The 15,894-nt window shown below is 58.8% G+C and carries 18 protein-coding genes; 9 read left to right on the forward strand and 9 right to left on the reverse strand.

Annotated elements, in window-relative coordinates:
• Positions 1-13: 13 nt before the first annotated feature.
• Entirely contained in the window at positions 14-763 is a 750-nt protein-coding gene (locus AC1Q9F_RS11925) for a hypothetical protein (protein ID WP_492619848.1), read from the reverse strand.
• A gap of 118 nt (positions 764-881) precedes the next feature.
• Between AC1Q9F_RS11925 and AC1Q9F_RS11930 the strand changes: the two genes are divergently transcribed.
• The 5 genes from AC1Q9F_RS11930 (at position 882) to AC1Q9F_RS11950 (ending at position 4,811) form a co-directional block, all read left to right on the forward strand.
• Positions 882-1,235, forward strand: a complete 354-nt coding sequence (locus AC1Q9F_RS11930) for a hypothetical protein (RefSeq protein ID WP_064383933.1) — start codon at positions 882-884, stop codon at positions 1,233-1,235.
• A gap of 133 nt (positions 1,236-1,368) precedes the next feature.
• Positions 1,369-2,115: a hypothetical protein gene (locus AC1Q9F_RS11935; protein WP_375747846.1), complete on the forward strand. Its 747-nt coding sequence runs from the start codon at positions 1,369-1,371 to the stop codon at positions 2,113-2,115.
• A 71-nt stretch (positions 2,116-2,186) separates the two neighbouring features.
• Positions 2,187-4,106 (forward strand): alkaline phosphatase D family protein, encoded by a 1,920-nt coding sequence (locus tag AC1Q9F_RS11940; protein ID WP_492619847.1) that lies wholly within the window; start codon positions 2,187-2,189, stop codon positions 4,104-4,106.
• Between the two features lie 199 nt (positions 4,107-4,305).
• Positions 4,306-4,560, forward strand: coding sequence for a type II toxin-antitoxin system Phd/YefM family antitoxin (locus AC1Q9F_RS11945; RefSeq protein WP_039765667.1), 255 nt, complete (start codon positions 4,306-4,308; stop codon positions 4,558-4,560).
• Positions 4,557-4,811: a Txe/YoeB family addiction module toxin gene (locus AC1Q9F_RS11950; RefSeq protein WP_492619846.1), complete on the forward strand. Its 255-nt coding sequence runs from the start codon at positions 4,557-4,559 to the stop codon at positions 4,809-4,811. The genes AC1Q9F_RS11945 and AC1Q9F_RS11950 overlap by 4 nt, the downstream gene beginning before the upstream one ends.
• A gap of 8 nt (positions 4,812-4,819) precedes the next feature.
• On the opposite strand, the gene AC1Q9F_RS11955 is transcribed toward AC1Q9F_RS11950, so the two are convergent.
• The gene (locus AC1Q9F_RS11955) at positions 4,820-5,992 is read right to left on the reverse strand and encodes an aspartate aminotransferase family protein (RefSeq protein WP_492619845.1); all 1,173 of its coding nucleotides are present in this window, start codon (positions 5,990-5,992) and stop codon (positions 4,820-4,822) included.
• Between the two features lie 102 nt (positions 5,993-6,094).
• Here AC1Q9F_RS11955 and AC1Q9F_RS11960 point away from each other — a divergent pair, with 102 nt between their 5' ends.
• The 4 genes from AC1Q9F_RS11960 to AC1Q9F_RS11975 all read left to right on the forward strand — a co-directional run bounded on the left by AC1Q9F_RS11960 (position 6,095) and on the right by AC1Q9F_RS11975 (position 8,916).
• Complete coding sequence (locus AC1Q9F_RS11960) at positions 6,095-7,000, forward strand: LysR family transcriptional regulator (RefSeq protein ID WP_064599264.1); 906 nt, start codon at positions 6,095-6,097, stop codon at positions 6,998-7,000.
• A gap of 45 nt (positions 7,001-7,045) precedes the next feature.
• The gene (locus AC1Q9F_RS11965) at positions 7,046-7,450 is read left to right on the forward strand and encodes a GNAT family N-acetyltransferase (protein WP_492619844.1); all 405 of its coding nucleotides are present in this window, start codon (positions 7,046-7,048) and stop codon (positions 7,448-7,450) included.
• 63 nt (positions 7,451-7,513) lie between these two features.
• The gene (locus tag AC1Q9F_RS11970) at positions 7,514-8,038 is read left to right on the forward strand and encodes a hypothetical protein (protein ID WP_492619843.1); all 525 of its coding nucleotides are present in this window, start codon (positions 7,514-7,516) and stop codon (positions 8,036-8,038) included.
• 173 nt (positions 8,039-8,211) lie between these two features.
• Positions 8,212-8,916 (forward strand): hypothetical protein, encoded by a 705-nt coding sequence (locus tag AC1Q9F_RS11975; protein ID WP_492619842.1) that lies wholly within the window; start codon positions 8,212-8,214, stop codon positions 8,914-8,916.
• Positions 8,917-8,985: 69 nt separating this feature from the next.
• On the opposite strand, the gene AC1Q9F_RS11980 is transcribed toward AC1Q9F_RS11975, so the two are convergent.
• The 7 genes from AC1Q9F_RS11980 to AC1Q9F_RS12010 form a co-directional block, all read right to left on the reverse strand.
• Positions 8,986-9,477: a RidA family protein gene (locus tag AC1Q9F_RS11980; protein ID WP_007956714.1), complete on the reverse strand. Its 492-nt coding sequence runs from the start codon at positions 9,475-9,477 to the stop codon at positions 8,986-8,988.
• Positions 9,478-9,707: 230 nt separating this feature from the next.
• Positions 9,708-10,595 (reverse strand): heme o synthase, encoded by an 888-nt coding sequence (gene cyoE / locus AC1Q9F_RS11985; protein WP_007956716.1) that lies wholly within the window; start codon positions 10,593-10,595, stop codon positions 9,708-9,710.
• A 10-nt stretch (positions 10,596-10,605) separates the two neighbouring features.
• Positions 10,606-10,941: a cytochrome o ubiquinol oxidase subunit IV gene (cyoD, locus tag AC1Q9F_RS11990; protein WP_007956718.1), complete on the reverse strand. Its 336-nt coding sequence runs from the start codon at positions 10,939-10,941 to the stop codon at positions 10,606-10,608.
• On the reverse strand, positions 10,941-11,567 hold the full coding sequence (locus AC1Q9F_RS11995) for a cytochrome o ubiquinol oxidase subunit III (protein ID WP_007956720.1): 627 nt from the start codon (positions 11,565-11,567) through the stop codon (positions 10,941-10,943). The genes cyoD and AC1Q9F_RS11995 overlap by 1 nt, the downstream gene beginning before the upstream one ends.
• 3 nt (positions 11,568-11,570) lie before the next feature.
• Entirely contained in the window at positions 11,571-13,601 is a 2,031-nt protein-coding gene (gene cyoB / locus AC1Q9F_RS12000) for a cytochrome o ubiquinol oxidase subunit I (RefSeq protein ID WP_007956721.1), read from the reverse strand.
• Positions 13,602-13,604: 3 nt separating this feature from the next.
• The gene (cyoA, locus tag AC1Q9F_RS12005) at positions 13,605-14,546 is read right to left on the reverse strand and encodes a ubiquinol oxidase subunit II (RefSeq protein ID WP_085606895.1); all 942 of its coding nucleotides are present in this window, start codon (positions 14,544-14,546) and stop codon (positions 13,605-13,607) included.
• Between the two features lie 824 nt (positions 14,547-15,370).
• The gene (locus AC1Q9F_RS12010; protein ID WP_025109264.1) at positions 15,371-15,880 is read right to left on the reverse strand and encodes a disulfide bond formation protein B; all 510 of its coding nucleotides are present in this window, start codon (positions 15,878-15,880) and stop codon (positions 15,371-15,373) included.
• Positions 15,881-15,894: the final 14 nt, after the last annotated feature.

Genomic DNA, 15,894 nt, shown 5'->3' on the forward strand with positions numbered 1-15,894 from the left:
GACTGTTTGGCAGTCAGCGCCGAGCCTTCAACACCCGAATATCCGTCGCGAACCCATCGGCACCGACAATCTTCTTCCAGCCCACATACTGAAACTCGCCCCGCTCATCGATGTAATCGCCCTTCTCCACCGACCTGCCGCCGACAATCGCCACGCGCTTTTCCTCACCACACCCGCCATCCGACGGCCGAACGGTGTAGATCACATACGGCTTCACATATTGCGTGGCGCGAAAGTGTTGGCCGCAGACTTCATCGACGGTAATCAACATGGTTTTCAGGCGTGCTTCGCCGTCCATGTCTTCGTGAAGTTTGAGGAAGGAGATTTCGCCGACATCGCTGTAGCCGAGTGAACGGGCGCGTTGGTATTCGGGGGAGTTCTGGTGGGCGATGCGGCCTTGTTCGGCGGCCTGGTTCATTCTGTCGGCGAACTCGGCTTTGCCACGGGCGATCATCGCATCGGCCTCGGCCGCCACGTTTTCGCATTGAGCGAATTCCCCGGAGGCGAGGTATTGGGGAGGCAGGTTTGGGCGGTGCTCATTCATGCTCCCCTGGCTGTTCTCCAGATCGCCCGTCACCTCAAAGGCGCCAGGCACGCGACCGCTTTGGACGTCGGCCATTTTTTCCTGCATTCGCTGACAGTTGGCGAGGTAATACCTCCAGCTGTTTTCCGGGTGCTCTTTCCAGGCGGCGAATGCCGGCGTCATGGCGCAGGCGAAAGTGATTGCGCACAGCAGGCGTAGAGCAGGGGCGACTTTTGACATGAGTAGTCCATTACAGGAATCAGGAAAGTGGCGCGAAGCTACTATTTTGCTATCTTGCCGTCCACTGTCGGCCCGGGAGCCATGGGCCTGACGAAACTGATTCAAAAGGAGGGGTGCGATGGATGCAGCGTTTTGTCTTTTAGCCTGGGTGGCCATGTGGGTGTGGGTGGTCAAACATCGTGGCACCTGGAACCTGTTCCTCGCCAACCTGCTGGGCGCTGCCAGCGGCATGCTGGTAGGTCTGGTGGTCTCGGAGTTCTACATCGGTCTGTTCGGGTCGAGCCGACCGCACGTAACCGGTCTGACGACCACATTGCTGGAAATGATGACGACCGCCGCGGCGCTGGTCGGCGTATGGATGCTGGTCGCCCGACGCTCGCAAGTCGAGCCCCTGATTGCGCGGCAGCTGCTGGCAGGCCTTTGCGGCACAGTGGCCGGCATTACCGCTCTGGCGTTTTTTGCGCTCAAGTGATCTGTATCGACACGGCGTGTGAAGGTTCTTGTGGCGCCAGAAATCTATTTTGATATCTTGCCGCCCATCTTTCAGTGCTCGTCATCGGAACGGCGCTGATATCCGGCTTCAGCAGGTTTAAGGAAAGGATCGAATGGAGTTTCTGCGTTTTCTGGCATTTGTCGCGGCCTGGGGTTTCATGTGGCGCTGGGTGGTGAAAAACCGCGGCAGCTGGAATCTGTTTTACGCCAACCTGGTCGGTGTCGCGGGCGGTTTCATTGTTTCAATGGTGGTGCTGGCGATCACTTTTTCACTGTTCCCGTCGGCGCATCGCTACGAAGCCGCGCAGACTGAAAACGTCGTGGCGCAGCAGGAAGCCGAGCCGACCTCGCTGCTGCCGGAAGCCGAAGCGGTTGCAAGCCCTGCTGCGCTGAAAGACGCGCCGGTGTTCGCCGCTATCGAGCCGGACAACAAACCCTCTCCGGCGGATTCCGCGCTGCTGCCGAACTACGCCAGTCGTGCGCCGAAGACGATGTCGGTGCAAACCGTGATTGACCAGAGTGACGATGAGGGGCGCAAGGCCCTGACGGCGCTGAGCAAAAAACTGCGCGCCGACGCCCAGGGCGACAAGTCGATGCTCGCGTATGTCATGTGCAGCCCGTTCGTGACCAGCACTTTGCGCTTCCCTGCGTCTGCCCGGTTTGCCGACAGCAAAAGCCTGACGCCGCAACGCTTCAAGGATCAGGTCTACACCTTCAGCAACACCGTCACCGCGCGGAACATGAATGGCGACGATGTGACGTACCGCTTCGACTGCTCCGTACAGGAACAGCCAAGAGTCGACGCGACACCTGCCGAATGGCGCCTGTTGGCACTGAAGCTGGAAAAAGCGGGCTCTTAAGCCTGGTTTAAGGGTTCGAGGCGCCGGCTGCGCTATCATCGCCGGCCTGTGCGCCTTGAGCTTTTCCCCCGATGCCTCCGACACCTGATGACCCGAGCCCCTTGCCTGCTGTTCTGGCCGGGCCACTGCTGCGCCGACTGGAACCGACGCGCGTAGTGCTTTGGCTGATCGGCAGCCGCGAGCTGTCGTTGACCTTGCGCCTGCAAGGCGTAGGAGACATTCCACTGGATGCCGGGAAATGCACGGTCATCCCTGTGGGTATCCGGGCGTTTGTTCACCTGATCGATGTTCCGCTGGAAACCGCCCTGCCCTGCGACACCCGCATCGACTACGACCTGTTGATCGATGGCCAGCAGCCGATCGCCGATTGGGCGCCACACCTGCTCTACGACAACGCGACCAGCCCGAACTTCGTCCTGCGTTCGCGCATCGACCAGTTGCTCCACGGTTCCTGTCGCAAGCCCCATCATCCGGCCGCCGACGGCCTGCTCTGCGTTGAACGGTTGCTGGCCGCCGAAACCGACCCGCAGCAACGCCCCGCCCTGCTGATGATGAGCGGCGATCAGGTTTACGCCGACGACGTTGCCGGCCCGATGTTGCGGGCGATTCATGCCTTGATCGAGCGCCTCGGCCTGTTCGGTGAGCACCTCGAAGGCGCGGTGGTCAACGACAGCGCCAAGCTCTACGAACATCCGGCCAGCTACTACCATCGTGCGGATTTGCTGCCGGCACTCGAGAGCAACGAGACCCTGCGCGAGCGTTTCTTCGGCGGCGCACGCAAGCCGATTTTCACCAGCAGCAGCGCCGACAATCACCTTGTGACATTCGCCGAAGTCATGGCCATGTATTTGCTGGTGTGGTCACCAACCCCTTGGGCACTGGTCAATCCGCAGCCGCCGACACTGACGCCGGAACGCCTCAAGCGCTATGCCCTTGAACAAACCCGCATCGACGGTTTCAAGGCCGGCCTCGGCCAGGTGGCCCGGGCATTGGCGCACTTACCGAGCCTGATGATTTTCGATGACCACGACATCACCGACGACTGGAACCTGTCCGCGCAATGGGAGGAAACGGCCTACGGCCACCCGTTCTCCAAACGCATCATCGGCAACGCGCTGATCGCCTACATGTTGTGTCAGGGCTGGGGCAACAATCCGGATGCATTCAGCGCAGTGCTGGAGAAAACCCGAGGACTGAGCGCCAGCGGTGACGACCGCTATCTCGACGCTCCCGTGCAGGACGGATTGATTGAGGAACTGCTGCGCTTTCAGCAGTGGCATTTCGTATTGCCGACCAGCCCGGCGCTGGTGGTGCTCGACACCCGCACCCGACGCTGGCGCAGCGAAATGGCGCTCAAGCAACCGTCGGGTTTGCTGGACTGGGAAGCCTTGAGCGAACTGCAGCAGGAACTGCTCGACCACCCTTCGGCGATCATCGTTTCGCCGGCACCGATCTTCGGTGTGAAGCTGATCGAAACCGTGCAGCGAGTGTTCAGCTGGTGCGGTTATCCACTGCTGGTGGACGCGGAAAACTGGATGGCTCATCGCGGCGCAGCTCAGGTGATCCTGAACATTTTCCGACACTCGCGTACACCGGGCAGTTACGTGGTGCTGTCAGGCGACGTGCATTATTCCTTCGTCTACGAAGTCCTGATCCGACACCGCAAGGCCGGCCCGCGCATCTGGCAAATCACCAGCAGCGGCATCAAGAACGAGTTCCCGCCTACCCTGCTGGAATGGTTCGACCGCCTCAACCGCTGGCTCTATTCACCGCGCTCGCCGCTCAACTGGCTGACCAAACGCCGTCGCATGCGCATCGTCCCGTACGTGCCGGAACACGCCGAAGCGGGTGAACGGCTGTGGAATTCGGCGGGGATCGGTCAGGTGTTTTTCAATCAACAGGGGCAACCGAAAGACATCATCCAGCACAACTCGAACGGCGCACCGAAGACCCGGATGCTGGCGCCGGATTTGTCGGATTATCCTGATTAGAAAAATCTCACGTAGAGAGTGAGAGGGATGGCAGGCTCGTCGGAATCAGCTTACAGAAGACCCAGAAACGTCTCGACGAGACTTCGGTGATACTCAGCACACCGCAGGCAGCCCGTCTGTGGCACAACCACTGATAGGTATCGCCTTGTCATCCTGTACTCATTTCTGTACGTTCCTTGCATCAAGCGAGGACTACAACATGGACACTATCAACTACACCACAGCCCGTGCGCACTTGGCTGAAACCATGGATCGCGTGAATGAAGACTGCGCCCCACTTCTGGTAACCCGCCAAAAAGGCGAGCCTGTAGTGATGATGTCTCTGGCCGAATACAACGCGCTGGAAGAAACGGCCTATCTGCTGCGTTCTCCGGCCAATGCCGAGCGCTTGATCAAATCGATTGGCGAAATGCGCGCTGGAAAAGCCAAAGTCAGGCAACTGATTGAAGAATGAAAATCCAGTTCACGCCAACGGGCTGGGAAGACTACTTATGGTTTCAACAAAACGATAAGGCCGGTCTCAAACGAATCAATCTTCTGATCAAAGCGATCCAGCGCCAACCCTTTGAAGGCTTGGGTAAACCGGAGCCGCTCAAGCACAACATGAGCGGCTTCTGGTCGCGGCGGGTAACTGCCGAGCACCGCCTGGTCTATGCAATCGTAGACGGCGAAATCTGCGTCATAACTTGCAGATTTCACTATTGACCGAGGGATTAGACATGGCTCAGGAAACGGCCAACCCCCCTGACAATCATCCCCACCTCCCGCTCATCAATCGTCAGCGGCGGCAGCAGCCGGATCGTCTTGCCGCGAGTGACGTTGATCAGCAGTCCATGATCCCGCGCGGCAATCAGTGTCAGGTCGCGGATCGGCTGTTTGAGTTCAATGCCGATCATCAGCCCTTGCCCACGAATCTCCAGCACATTCGGATTGTCCGCCAGCTCTGCGCGCAAGCGGGTCAGCAGGCGCTCGCCCTGGACCCTGGCATTTTCCAGCAGGCCCTGTTCCTCGATGATCTCGAGCACGGTGCAACCCACCCGGCACGCCAGAGGATTGCCGCAGAAGGTGCTGCCGTGGCTGCCCGGGGTGAACAGATCCGCCGCCCGGCCCCGTGCCAGGCAGGCGCCGATCGGCACGCCGTTGCCCAGGCCCTTGGCGAGGGTCATGACGTCGGGAACGATGCCTTCGTGCTGAAACGCGAACCAGCGGCCGGTGCGACCGATGCCGGTCTGGATTTCGTCGAGCATCAGCAGCCAGGCGTGGCGGTTGCACAACTCACGCAGGGCCTTGAGGTAGCCGGGCGGTGCCAGTTGCACGCCGCTTTCACCCTGGATCGGCTCGACCAGAATCGCCACGATCCGCTGGCCATGCTTGCGCTGCACCTGCTCCAGCGCTTGAAGATCGCCGAACGGCACTTTGACGAAATCCCCCGGCAAGTCATTGAAACCCAGGCGCACCGCCGGGCCATCGCTGACGGACAAGGTGCCGAGGGTACGGCCATGAAACGCGTTGGCCATCACCACCACCAGCGGCTGTTCGATGCCTTTGCGCCAGCCGTACAGACGCGCCAGTTTCAGCGCGGTTTCGTTGGCCTCGGCACCGGAGTTGTTGAAGAATGCCCGCTCCATCCCCGCCAGCCGCGTCAGCTTCTGCGCCAGCGACTGTTGCCAGTCGATGCTGTAGAGATTGGAGGTGTGCAGCAACAATCCCGCCTGCTCGCTGATCGCCGACACGATGCGTGGGTGCGAATGACCGACATTGGTCACCGCCACGCCCGCCACCGCATCCAGGTATTCGCGGCCCGCCTGATCCCAGAGTCGGGTGCCCAGGCCTTTGATGAAGCTCAAGTCCAGCGGTTGGTAGGTGTTCATCAGGGCGGCGGTCATGTCGGCAAACTCCAGCGAGGTGAGAGGTGCTGGCAGTATGGTTATCCACCTGAACTGGATAAACTCGGCAAAACTTCAATCATTTAAAAGCCGGGCTTGATAATGGATTTGTTCCAGTCGATGAGCGTGTACGTCAAGGTTGTGGAGTCCGGCAGCATGACGGCGGCCGCGCTGCAGTGCGAAATGTCCACGACCATGGTGGGCAATCACCTGCGGGCACTGGAGCAACGGCTCGGTGTGCAACTGTTGCAACGCACCACCCGCCGCCAGCGATTGACCGAGTTCGGCAGCGTTTACTACCAGCGTTGCCTGGAAGTGTTAGGTCTGGTCGCCGATTCGGAACGCCTCGCCGAGCAAACGCTTGATGAACCGCGCGGCATCCTGCGGGTTACTGCGCCGCTGACCTTTGGCGTTGAACGTCTGGCCCCGGCGCTCAGTGAGTTTTCCCTGCAATGTCCGCAGGTCAAACTCGACGTGATCCTGACCAACCGCCGTCCGGATCTGCTGGAAAGCGGTCTCGACGTGGCCTTCCGACTGGGCCACTTCGACCAGTCCAACCTGATCGCCCGCCCGCTGATCGACTACACCCTGACCGTCTGCGCCTCCCCGGAATACGTGGCCCGACGCGGCATGCCGCTCACGCCTGAAGAGCTGCGTCAGCACGACTGCCTATCCTTCGCCTACCCCGCCGGTGACGACTGGCAATCGGTCGAAAAACAATGGCGCCTCAGCGGCCCGGACGGTGACATCATGGTCGACGTCAAAGGCCCGATGCTGATCAACAGCTCCGCCGGCCTGCATCAGGCCGCGCGCACCGGCATGGGCATCGTGATGCTGCCCGATGCACTGGTGGAACAGGACCTGCGCGACGGCCGACTGGTCGTCGTAATGCCGGACTACCAGCCGCCGAATCGCCCGATGCACCTGCTCTACGCGCCGGATCGCTATCGGCTGCCTAAACTGCGTCGCTTTGTCGAGTTCGCCATGCAGATGTGGGGCAGACCGTAGGCAACACGACTACTGTTGGAAATACACCAGGGACGGGATCAACGAATGAACAAAGACATTTCAATACGCGACCTCATGCCCACGGAAGTGGAGGCGGCAAGGCAGTTTCTGGAGGCGATCGGTTGGGGACATCGCACCGGCACCGCCGAACATTTCGCACAACTCATCCAGAACTCCCAACGCACTGCCGTTGCATTGAGCGGCCAGCAGATTGTCGGTTTCGCCCGTGGCATCACCGATGGTTTGTCCAACGGTTACCTGTCGATGGTCGTGGTCGACGGGCAACATCGGCGCGCGGGCATCGGGCGGGCGCTGGTCGAACATGTAATGGGCGACAACACCGACATTACCTGGGTCCTGCGTGCCGGGCGCGAAGGCGCGGAAGCATTCTTTGCCAGCCTGGGATTTGAAACATCGGTGATCGCGATGGAGCGTTTGCGGCTGAAATAGCCGACGGTTACTGTGACCCCGGCTATGCTCCACCCTCCTCCTTTTCAGCATGGATGCTGCGCAATGCTCACGATTCTGCAAAACACTCCGATCCGGGTTTACCTGATTTTTCTGCTGCTGGTTTATTTCGGCATCAAGGCGTTCTCTCCCCGCCGCGAAAGCCGTGCCTCGATGCTGATTACACCGCCGGCGTTTTTGGCGTGGTCGCTGTACTCCCTGAACCTGACGATCAACCCGGCCTTGTTTTTCAGCACCTGGTTCGGCGCGCTGTTGCTGGGAGGTCTCTCGGCCTGGCTGGTGTTTTCCCGCCGAGGCGTGGCGCTCGACGACTCCGCGACAGGGCTGATCATGCCGGGCACCGTGAAAATCCTGATCATGTACCTGATGTTCTTTTTCGCGAACTACTACTTCGGCTACCAGAATGACGTGAATCCGGAGCGTTCCGCGTCCCCGGACATGTTGCTGCTCAAGTCCGGCATTTCGGGTTTCATGTGCGGCCTGATCAGTACCCGTTCGTTGAAGCTCTACTGGACACTGCGTGGCCTAGCGTCCCGGCGGTTGCCGGTAAATGCCGTCGCCAATGAATAACGCAGGGCGCACGCGGTGCCTGGTTGCCCATCACAAATCATCCGGATAAATAATCGGCACCGCCGGCCCCTTGCTCCGTGACAACGCCGTCTCGCTCCCCTAAATTAGTCGGCCTGAAAAAGCCCCCAGCGCTTTCTCGTCTCATCTCAAGTTAAAAAAGTAGTGAAATTTCAATGTCCGATTTCAACACCGCTGAATCCGTAGTCACTCTGTCGTCCAAAGCGGAATACGAAAACTCCATCAATCTTTCACAACACATCCCACAGGCGAAGATCATCAGCGAGATGGTGCTGGACGCGTTCCAGTCGAGCCGCGAGAGCGATCAGATCCGCGAACTGCGCGCCGCGATCCGTCAGGCCCACGACCGCTTCGATGACGACCAGGCCTATGAGCTGATGGGCGAACTCAAGCGCCTGAAGGACGCCGAAGCCGCCGACATTGCCGCCCTCGAAGACCTCAGCAGCAAATTCCCGATCAGCCGCATCCTTTCCAGCTTCAAGGACGATCCGGCGTTCCAGGAAATCGTCTACGGCCTGGCCCTCAAGGTTCTGAACCAGACTCACCAAGCGATCAGCAGCCCGAGCGGCGGCAAGAGCAAGGCCGCACGCGCCAAGAAAGACGTCGAAGTGTTCAGCATCAGCAAGGACGGCATCAGCGTGACCCTGCCGCTGCGCACACCGCGTTCGCGCCTGAGCGTGGATCGCGAGGCGCTGGAGTTCCTCGGCTTCACCTTCGTCGGTGAAGGCGAAGAGGCGGAAATCGAAGGCGAAACCTTCGTCGACAACGCCGGCACCGAGCACGCGATCAACCGCAAAAACATCATCACCGCGCTGCAACAGCAGACCGCGTTTGATGGCTACAGCATCGCCGCCCAGTAATACCGGCGCCGACGAAAAAGCCCCGCTCTGACATTCAGGCGGGGCTTTTTGTTGTCCGGTGATCGGCGGTTATGCCGATGGGTGCACGGCGGCAATCATGTCGACTTCGATGGCTGCATTTTTCGGCAACTGATAGACGCCAACGGTGGTGCGGGTGTGTCGCCCGACATCGCCCAACACATAACTGAACACATCCGAAGCGCCATTGGCGACTTCACTGAGGTCGACGAAATCCGGCGTGGATTTCACGTACACCGTGACCCGCAACAACGACCTGACCTTGTCCAGCGAACCGACTGCATCGACGATAAAGGCCAGACAACGCATCGCGCTGATGCTCGCCGCGGCCTGCGCATCCTTGAGCGTCAGCTCCTGCCCCACCCGCCCCGGATACTGAATCTTGCCCTCGGTGCGCGGCACCATGCCGCTGATGTAGATCTCATCGTGATGACGGATCAACGGCGCGTAATTGCCACCCACCGTGTTTTCGCCATTGATGTCGTAATTCAGCTCTTTTGCCAGGGCAATGAAGCGCTCGTCGCAGGTCATCCTCTCAGTCATTTCGCCCAGCCTCTTGATCGATGCATGTAGTTGGATCCGAATCTAGGGCTTTTGCCTACCGACCGCAACCTGTCGATTTCTAGCTAGTCGTTTCGGGGGAATGGCTGAATACCGCATCTTTTTGGGAGAGAGTCTGTTCGCGACAAAGGACGTCGTTTCTCCATCATTCGGGCAACAAAAAACCCCGCTCATCTCTCGATGAACGGGGTTTCTCGTACAACGTTCGAACCCTACGGCGCGTACGTCAGCAGCAGCTCGGTCGGCACCTTGAAGTCCAGGGACATCATGACGCTCAACGCGGTGATGGTGAAGATCGAGAACACGAACAGCTTGCGTGCCCAGACCGTGTCATCCACCGCCTTGTAGCCGGTCCAGGCCATGTACAGCCAGTACATGCCCATGGCCGCGGCGACGGCGAGGTAGCTCATGCCGGCGTAACCGCTGAAGGTCAGCATCAAGGTCGCCACGAGGAAGGCCAGGATGTAGATCAGGATGTGCTTCTTGGCCACCTGGATTCCGCGCTTCACTGGCAGTACCGGAATCGATGCGGCCAGGTAATCGTTGAAGCGGAAGATCGCGATGGCGTAGGAATGCGGCATCTGCCACAGGCTGAACATCACCAGCAGGGTCAGCGCGGCCATGTCGAAGCTGTTGGTCACGGCCACGTAACCGATCACCGGCGGCATGGCGCCCGACAGACTGCCCACCAGCGTGCCGTGAACCGACTTGCGCTTGAGGTACAGGCTGTAGAAGCCGACGTAGATGATGAAGCCGATCACGGCGAACAGGGCAGCCAACGGGTTGGCCACCTTGTACAGCAACGCAACGCCGGCGACACCCAGGACGGTCGCATAGACCAGGGCCAGTTTCAGGGAGATCAAGCCCTGGACCAGCACCCGGTTCTTGGTGCGTTCCATCTTCAGGTCGATGTCGCGGTCGATGCAGTTGTTGAACACGCAACCGGAGGCCACAACCAGGGAAGTGCCGATCATGGCTGCCAGAAACACGGCCAGATCGACATGCCCTTTCGAGGCCAGGAAGAACCCGCCTGCCACAGAAAGCACGTTACCGAAAATGATCCCCGGTTTGGTGATTTGGATAAAGTGCTTGAGCGACATCGGGTTTACCTCACTTCGCCATCATGTAGGTGTGGATGCTGAACATGATCCACAGCGACAGACCGACCAGCAGCACGATCACGATGGCCGTAAAGACGAACGCAATCACGTTGTTACGTTGAGCAATGGAACGGTCCAGATGCAGGAAGTAATACAGGTGAACGATCACCTGAATCACGGCGAACAGCAGGACGATTGCCAGCGTCGTCGACTTCGGCAGGGTCGGGAACATCACCAGGCCGAACGGGATGACGGTCAGGATTACCGACAGGATGAAGCCGATGGCGTACGACTTGACGCTGCCGTGGCCAGCATCATGGCTGTCATGGGAGTGTGCATTAGCCATTACAGGGTCCCCATCAGGTAAACAACGGTGAATACGCAGATCCACACCACGTCCAGGAAGTGCCAGAACAGGCTCAGGCAGCTCAGACGGGTCTTGTTGGTCGCCGTCAGGCCGTGCTTGTTGACCTGGTACATCATGATGCCCATCCAGATCAGACCGGCGGACACGTGCAGACCGTGGGTACCGACCAGCGTGAAGAACGCCGACAGGAAGCCCGAACGGCTAGGACCGAAGCCCTCGGAGATCAGCAGGTGGAACTCGTTGATCTCCATGGCGATGAAGCCTGCGCCGAGCAGGAAGGTCATGAACAACCAGCCCAGAACCTGCTGCTTCTTACCTTTGTACAACGCCAGCATGGCGAAGCCGTAGGTGATCGAACTGAACAACAGCAGAGCGGTTTCGCCCAGCACGTATGGCAGTTCGAAGATGTCGTGGCCCGACGGGCCACCGGCGACGTTGTTTACCAGTACCGCGTACACCGCGAAGATCGACGCAAACAGAATGCAGTCGGTCATCAGGTAGAGCCAGAAACCGTATACGGTCATCTCGCCCGAGTCGTGGTGATGGTCATCGTGCCCATGGTCATGACCATGGGCGTGTCCAGCATTGGTCACTAAGTTCGACATTGTTTAAGCCTGTTCCAACTTGGTTTCAACACGGGTTGCGGAAGCAGGGATCTTCCCGGCCGCTACCAGACGCTTGTGCTGCTCGGCTTCGATGCGCTCGATTGTTTCAACCGGCACCATGTAGCCCTGATCGTCACGTGCTGCGTGGATCACGAAGTAGATGACAGTGCCGGCCAGGCTGGCGATCGCCAACCACCAGATGTGCCAGATCATCGCGAAACCGAACACGGTCAGCAGTGCGCCCATCACCACGCCAGTGGCGGTGTTGTTCGGCATGTGGATCGGTTCGTACTTGGCCGGAGCCTTGTACGCAGTACCGTTTTCCTTGGCCTCGGTGAACGGATCGATGCAGTCTGCTTTTGGCAGTACAGCGAAGTTGTAGAACGGAGGTGGCGACGAGGTCGACCATTCCAGGGTATGGGCATTCCACGGGTCACCGTGTTCGCACATGTTTTCCGGCTTGTTGCGGTCACGCACCGACACGTACAGCTGGATCAGCTGGCAGGCGATACCGACAGCGATCATCACCGCACCGAACATGGCAACGTACAGGTACGGTACCCACTCAGGGTTGGTGGTGGCGTTCAGACGACGGGTCATGCCCATGAAGCCCAGAGCGTAGAGCGGCATGAACGCGACGAAGAAGCCCGAGATCCAGAACCAGAACGCTGCTTTACCCCAGCCTTCGTGCAGCTTGAAGCCGAACGCTTTCGGGAAGTAGAAGCCGAAACCTGCGATGTAGCCGAATACCGCGCCGCCGATGATCACGTTGTGGAAGTGAGCGATCACGAACAGGCTGTTGTGCAGAACGAAGTCAGCACCCGGGATGGCCAGCAGTACGCCGGTCATGCCGCCGATGGCGAAGGTCACCATGAAGCCCAGGGTCCACAGAACCTGGCTGGTGAAGCGCAGACGGCCCTGGTAGATGGTGAACAGCCAGTTGAACAGTTTCACACCCGTCGGGATGGAAATCAGCATCGTCGCCAGACCGAAGAAGGCGTTGACGCTGGCACCCGAACCCATGGTGAAGAAGTGGTGCAGCCAAACCATGAAGCCCAGTACCGAGATCGCGCCCGAGGCGTAGATCATCGAGTGGTGGCCGAACAGTTTCTTGCCGGTGAAGGCCGAGATGACTTCCGAGAAAATGCCGAATGCCGGCAGGATCAGGATGTAAACCTCAGGGTGGCCCCATGCCCAGAACAGGTTGACGTACATCATTGGATTGCCACCAAGTTCATTGGTGAAAATGTGGAAATCCATGTAGCGGTCAAGGGTCAGCAGTGCCAGGGTAGCGGTCAGGATCGGGAACGAAGCCACGATCAGAACGTTTGCCCAGGTGCAGGTCCAGGTGAAGATCGGCATGTCCATCAGTTTCATGCCAGGGGTACGCATTTTCAGCACGGTCGCGAGGAAGTTAACCCCGGTTAACGTTGTACCCAGACCCGATAGCTGTAGCGCCCAGATGTAGTAGTCCATCCCCACGCCAGGGCTGTATTGCAGACCCGACAGCGGTGGATAGGCAACCCAGCCGGTCTTGGCGAATTCGCCGACGCCCAGGGACAGGTTGATCAGCACGACGCCGGACACCAGCAGCCAGAAGCTCAGGGAGTTCAGGAACGGGAACGCAACGTCACGCGCGCCGATCTGCAGCGGCACTGCAAGGTTCATCAGGCCGGTGAAGAATGGCATCGCCATGAAGATGATCATGATCACACCGTGAGCGGTGAAGATCTGGTCATAGTGTTCAGGTGGCAGGTAGCCAGGCGAACCCTCGGTGGCCATGGCCAGCTGGGTACGCATCATGATGGCGTCGGCAAAACCGCGCAGCAGCATGACCATGGCGACGATGATGTACATCACGCCGATTTTCTTGTGGTCGACCGAAGTCAGCCACTCGGTCCACAGGTAAGTCCACTTCTTGAAGTAGGTGATTGCAGCGAACAACGCCAGACCACCGAGCGCGATCATCGAGATGGTGACCATCACGATCGGCTCGTGGAAAGGGATCGCTTCCCAACTTAATTTACCAAACATCGTTTACTCCTCTGCCCCGGCAGCTGAATGCGAATTCGAGTCCATATCCGTTGCCGCCACTTCTTTCTCTTTCTTCTCGTGCTTCAGCGGCTTGCCCGGTTTCATGCCTTCGTACTTGTCGACGATGGTCTGGAACAGGTTCGGCGTGACCGAGGAGTAGAGCTCGACTGGATTGTTCTGGCTTGGCTTGGCAAGGGCTGCGTATTCAGCTGGTTCAAGCTGTTTAGGTGCCTTTTTGACTTCACTTACCCAGGCGTCGAAATCTTCCTGAGAAGTTGCGATCGCTTTGAATTTCATACCGGTGAAACCAGCGCCGCTGTAGTTGGCGGAGATACCGTCCATTTCAGCGTTGCGGTCAGCGATCAGGTGCAGCTTGGTGGTCATGCCCGCCATCGCGTAGATCTGGCCGCCCAGGCCCGGGATGAAGAACGAGTTCATCACCGCGTCCGAAGTGATCCGGAAGTTAACTGGCGTGTGCGCCGGGAATACGATCTTGTTGACCGTGGCGATGCCTTGTTCCGGGTAGATGAACAGCCACTTCCAGTCCAGCGCGACCACTTCGATGGTCACAGGCTTGACGTCGGATTCGATCGGACGATACGGATCCAGCGAGTGGGTCGACTTGTAGGTGATGTAACCCAGGGCAATGATGATCAGGACCGGGATGGTCCAGACTGCCACTTCGATCTTGGTCGAGTGCGACCATTTCGGGGTGTAGACGGCGTTCTTGTTGGAGGCGCGGTACTTCCAGGCGAACAGGAAGGTCATGACGATGACCGGCACAACGACCAACAGCATCAGCAGCGTGGCGGTGATGATCAGGTTGCGCTGTTCCAGGCCGACCTGGCCCGTTGGATTGAGCAAGGTCATGTTGCAGCCTCCCAGCAACAACGTGCCGAGCAGCGGCACTAGGCCTAGTAATCTGGGGTACCTGTTTTTACTCATCTCACGACCTCTAAAGCAGCTTGCGCAATGCAGTTGGGTTTTGATCGCCAACACTTCACCCTGCCAAGGGTTGGCATTTTCTTTGGATTGAATAAGGGCCGCCCGTCGCGCGTCAGACGCTCGACAAAACCTGGGACAGCGGTCAGTTCTTATTCGAATTCGTGGTCAAAGGCCTTGTTACAGACCAATTCCATTTGGTGCGGAAAGTTGGAAGGCACCGACACCTGGGTGTCTCGCAAGCCTCTCGGCTGCTCGACACCCGACTTCCTGCTCGCCTCCTTAATAAAGGCTGAACAGTGCCGGGAATTCAGTGCGGGCGATTGTAGATAGGTAGCGCCCTATACACCATGTCTTATCCCGAAATAATTTTTATCGCTCTGAGCAACAATCCATCACCGTTTTTGCAAAAGTTCCGCATGTTATCGAAATCGATTCTCAACAAAAACACCAAAAAATGTAGGTCTATCGGCCTCAGTTCAGACAGCTCCGAGGGCTTTTTCCCACGGCGCGATCCGCGCAAAGCCCGATATGCCAAGGCTTTTGGCCATCTGCCGGAGTCTGTTAAAACTGCCTGATCCGGCACACGCGTGCAAAAACCGAAAAACGCTGAAACAGACCAATCCTTTTTTGTAACAGCACTCCAATCCGGATCTGTTAAACGCGCTGCGATAGGGCGTGTGTGACAACATGTCGCACACCTGTCGCACCCTTCCTTGCCATTCGTCACGGTGTTTTCACACAGACCCTGAAATGCAAAACGCCTCGATCTGCGTCACCGCAAATCGAGGCGTTTATTTTATCGGCGCAGCCGCCGAAAAGTTGATTCAGCGCAACGCTTTTCGGTTGCGCGAGGTCAGCAGCGGCACCAGGATCACCACCAGCACGAAGGCCACCAGCGCCCATTGCGCCAGCGACAGGCCGAGGATCGGCGGGTACGGCGTCGAGCAGAAACCGTCGACCTGAAAGCCCAGCGGGAAGATCTTCGCCAGCGGCAAATCGTCGACGATCGGCTGCAGCACATCGATGCCGCAGCTCACGGCCGGGTAGAACTGGGTGTACACGTGATGCCCGGCGACACCGGCCCCGGCAATCGCGCAGATCACCACCAGCACTTCGAACACGGTGATGCTACGGCGGGTGCGCATGGCCGCACCGATGAACGCGAACAGCGCGATCAACAGCAAGGCATAGCGCTGCAGGATGCACAGCGGGCATGGCGCCTCGCCCAGCACGATCTGCATGTACAGCGCGCCGCCGATCAGCGCCAGGCAGATGATGCCCAGCAGCACCAGAAAGCGCCGCTCACGTCCCAATCGAATCGTTTCCTCGCTCATCGCGTTTCCCTTTC

The sequence above is a fragment of the Pseudomonas sp. GW823-FHT04A03 genome, assembly GCF_058796615.1.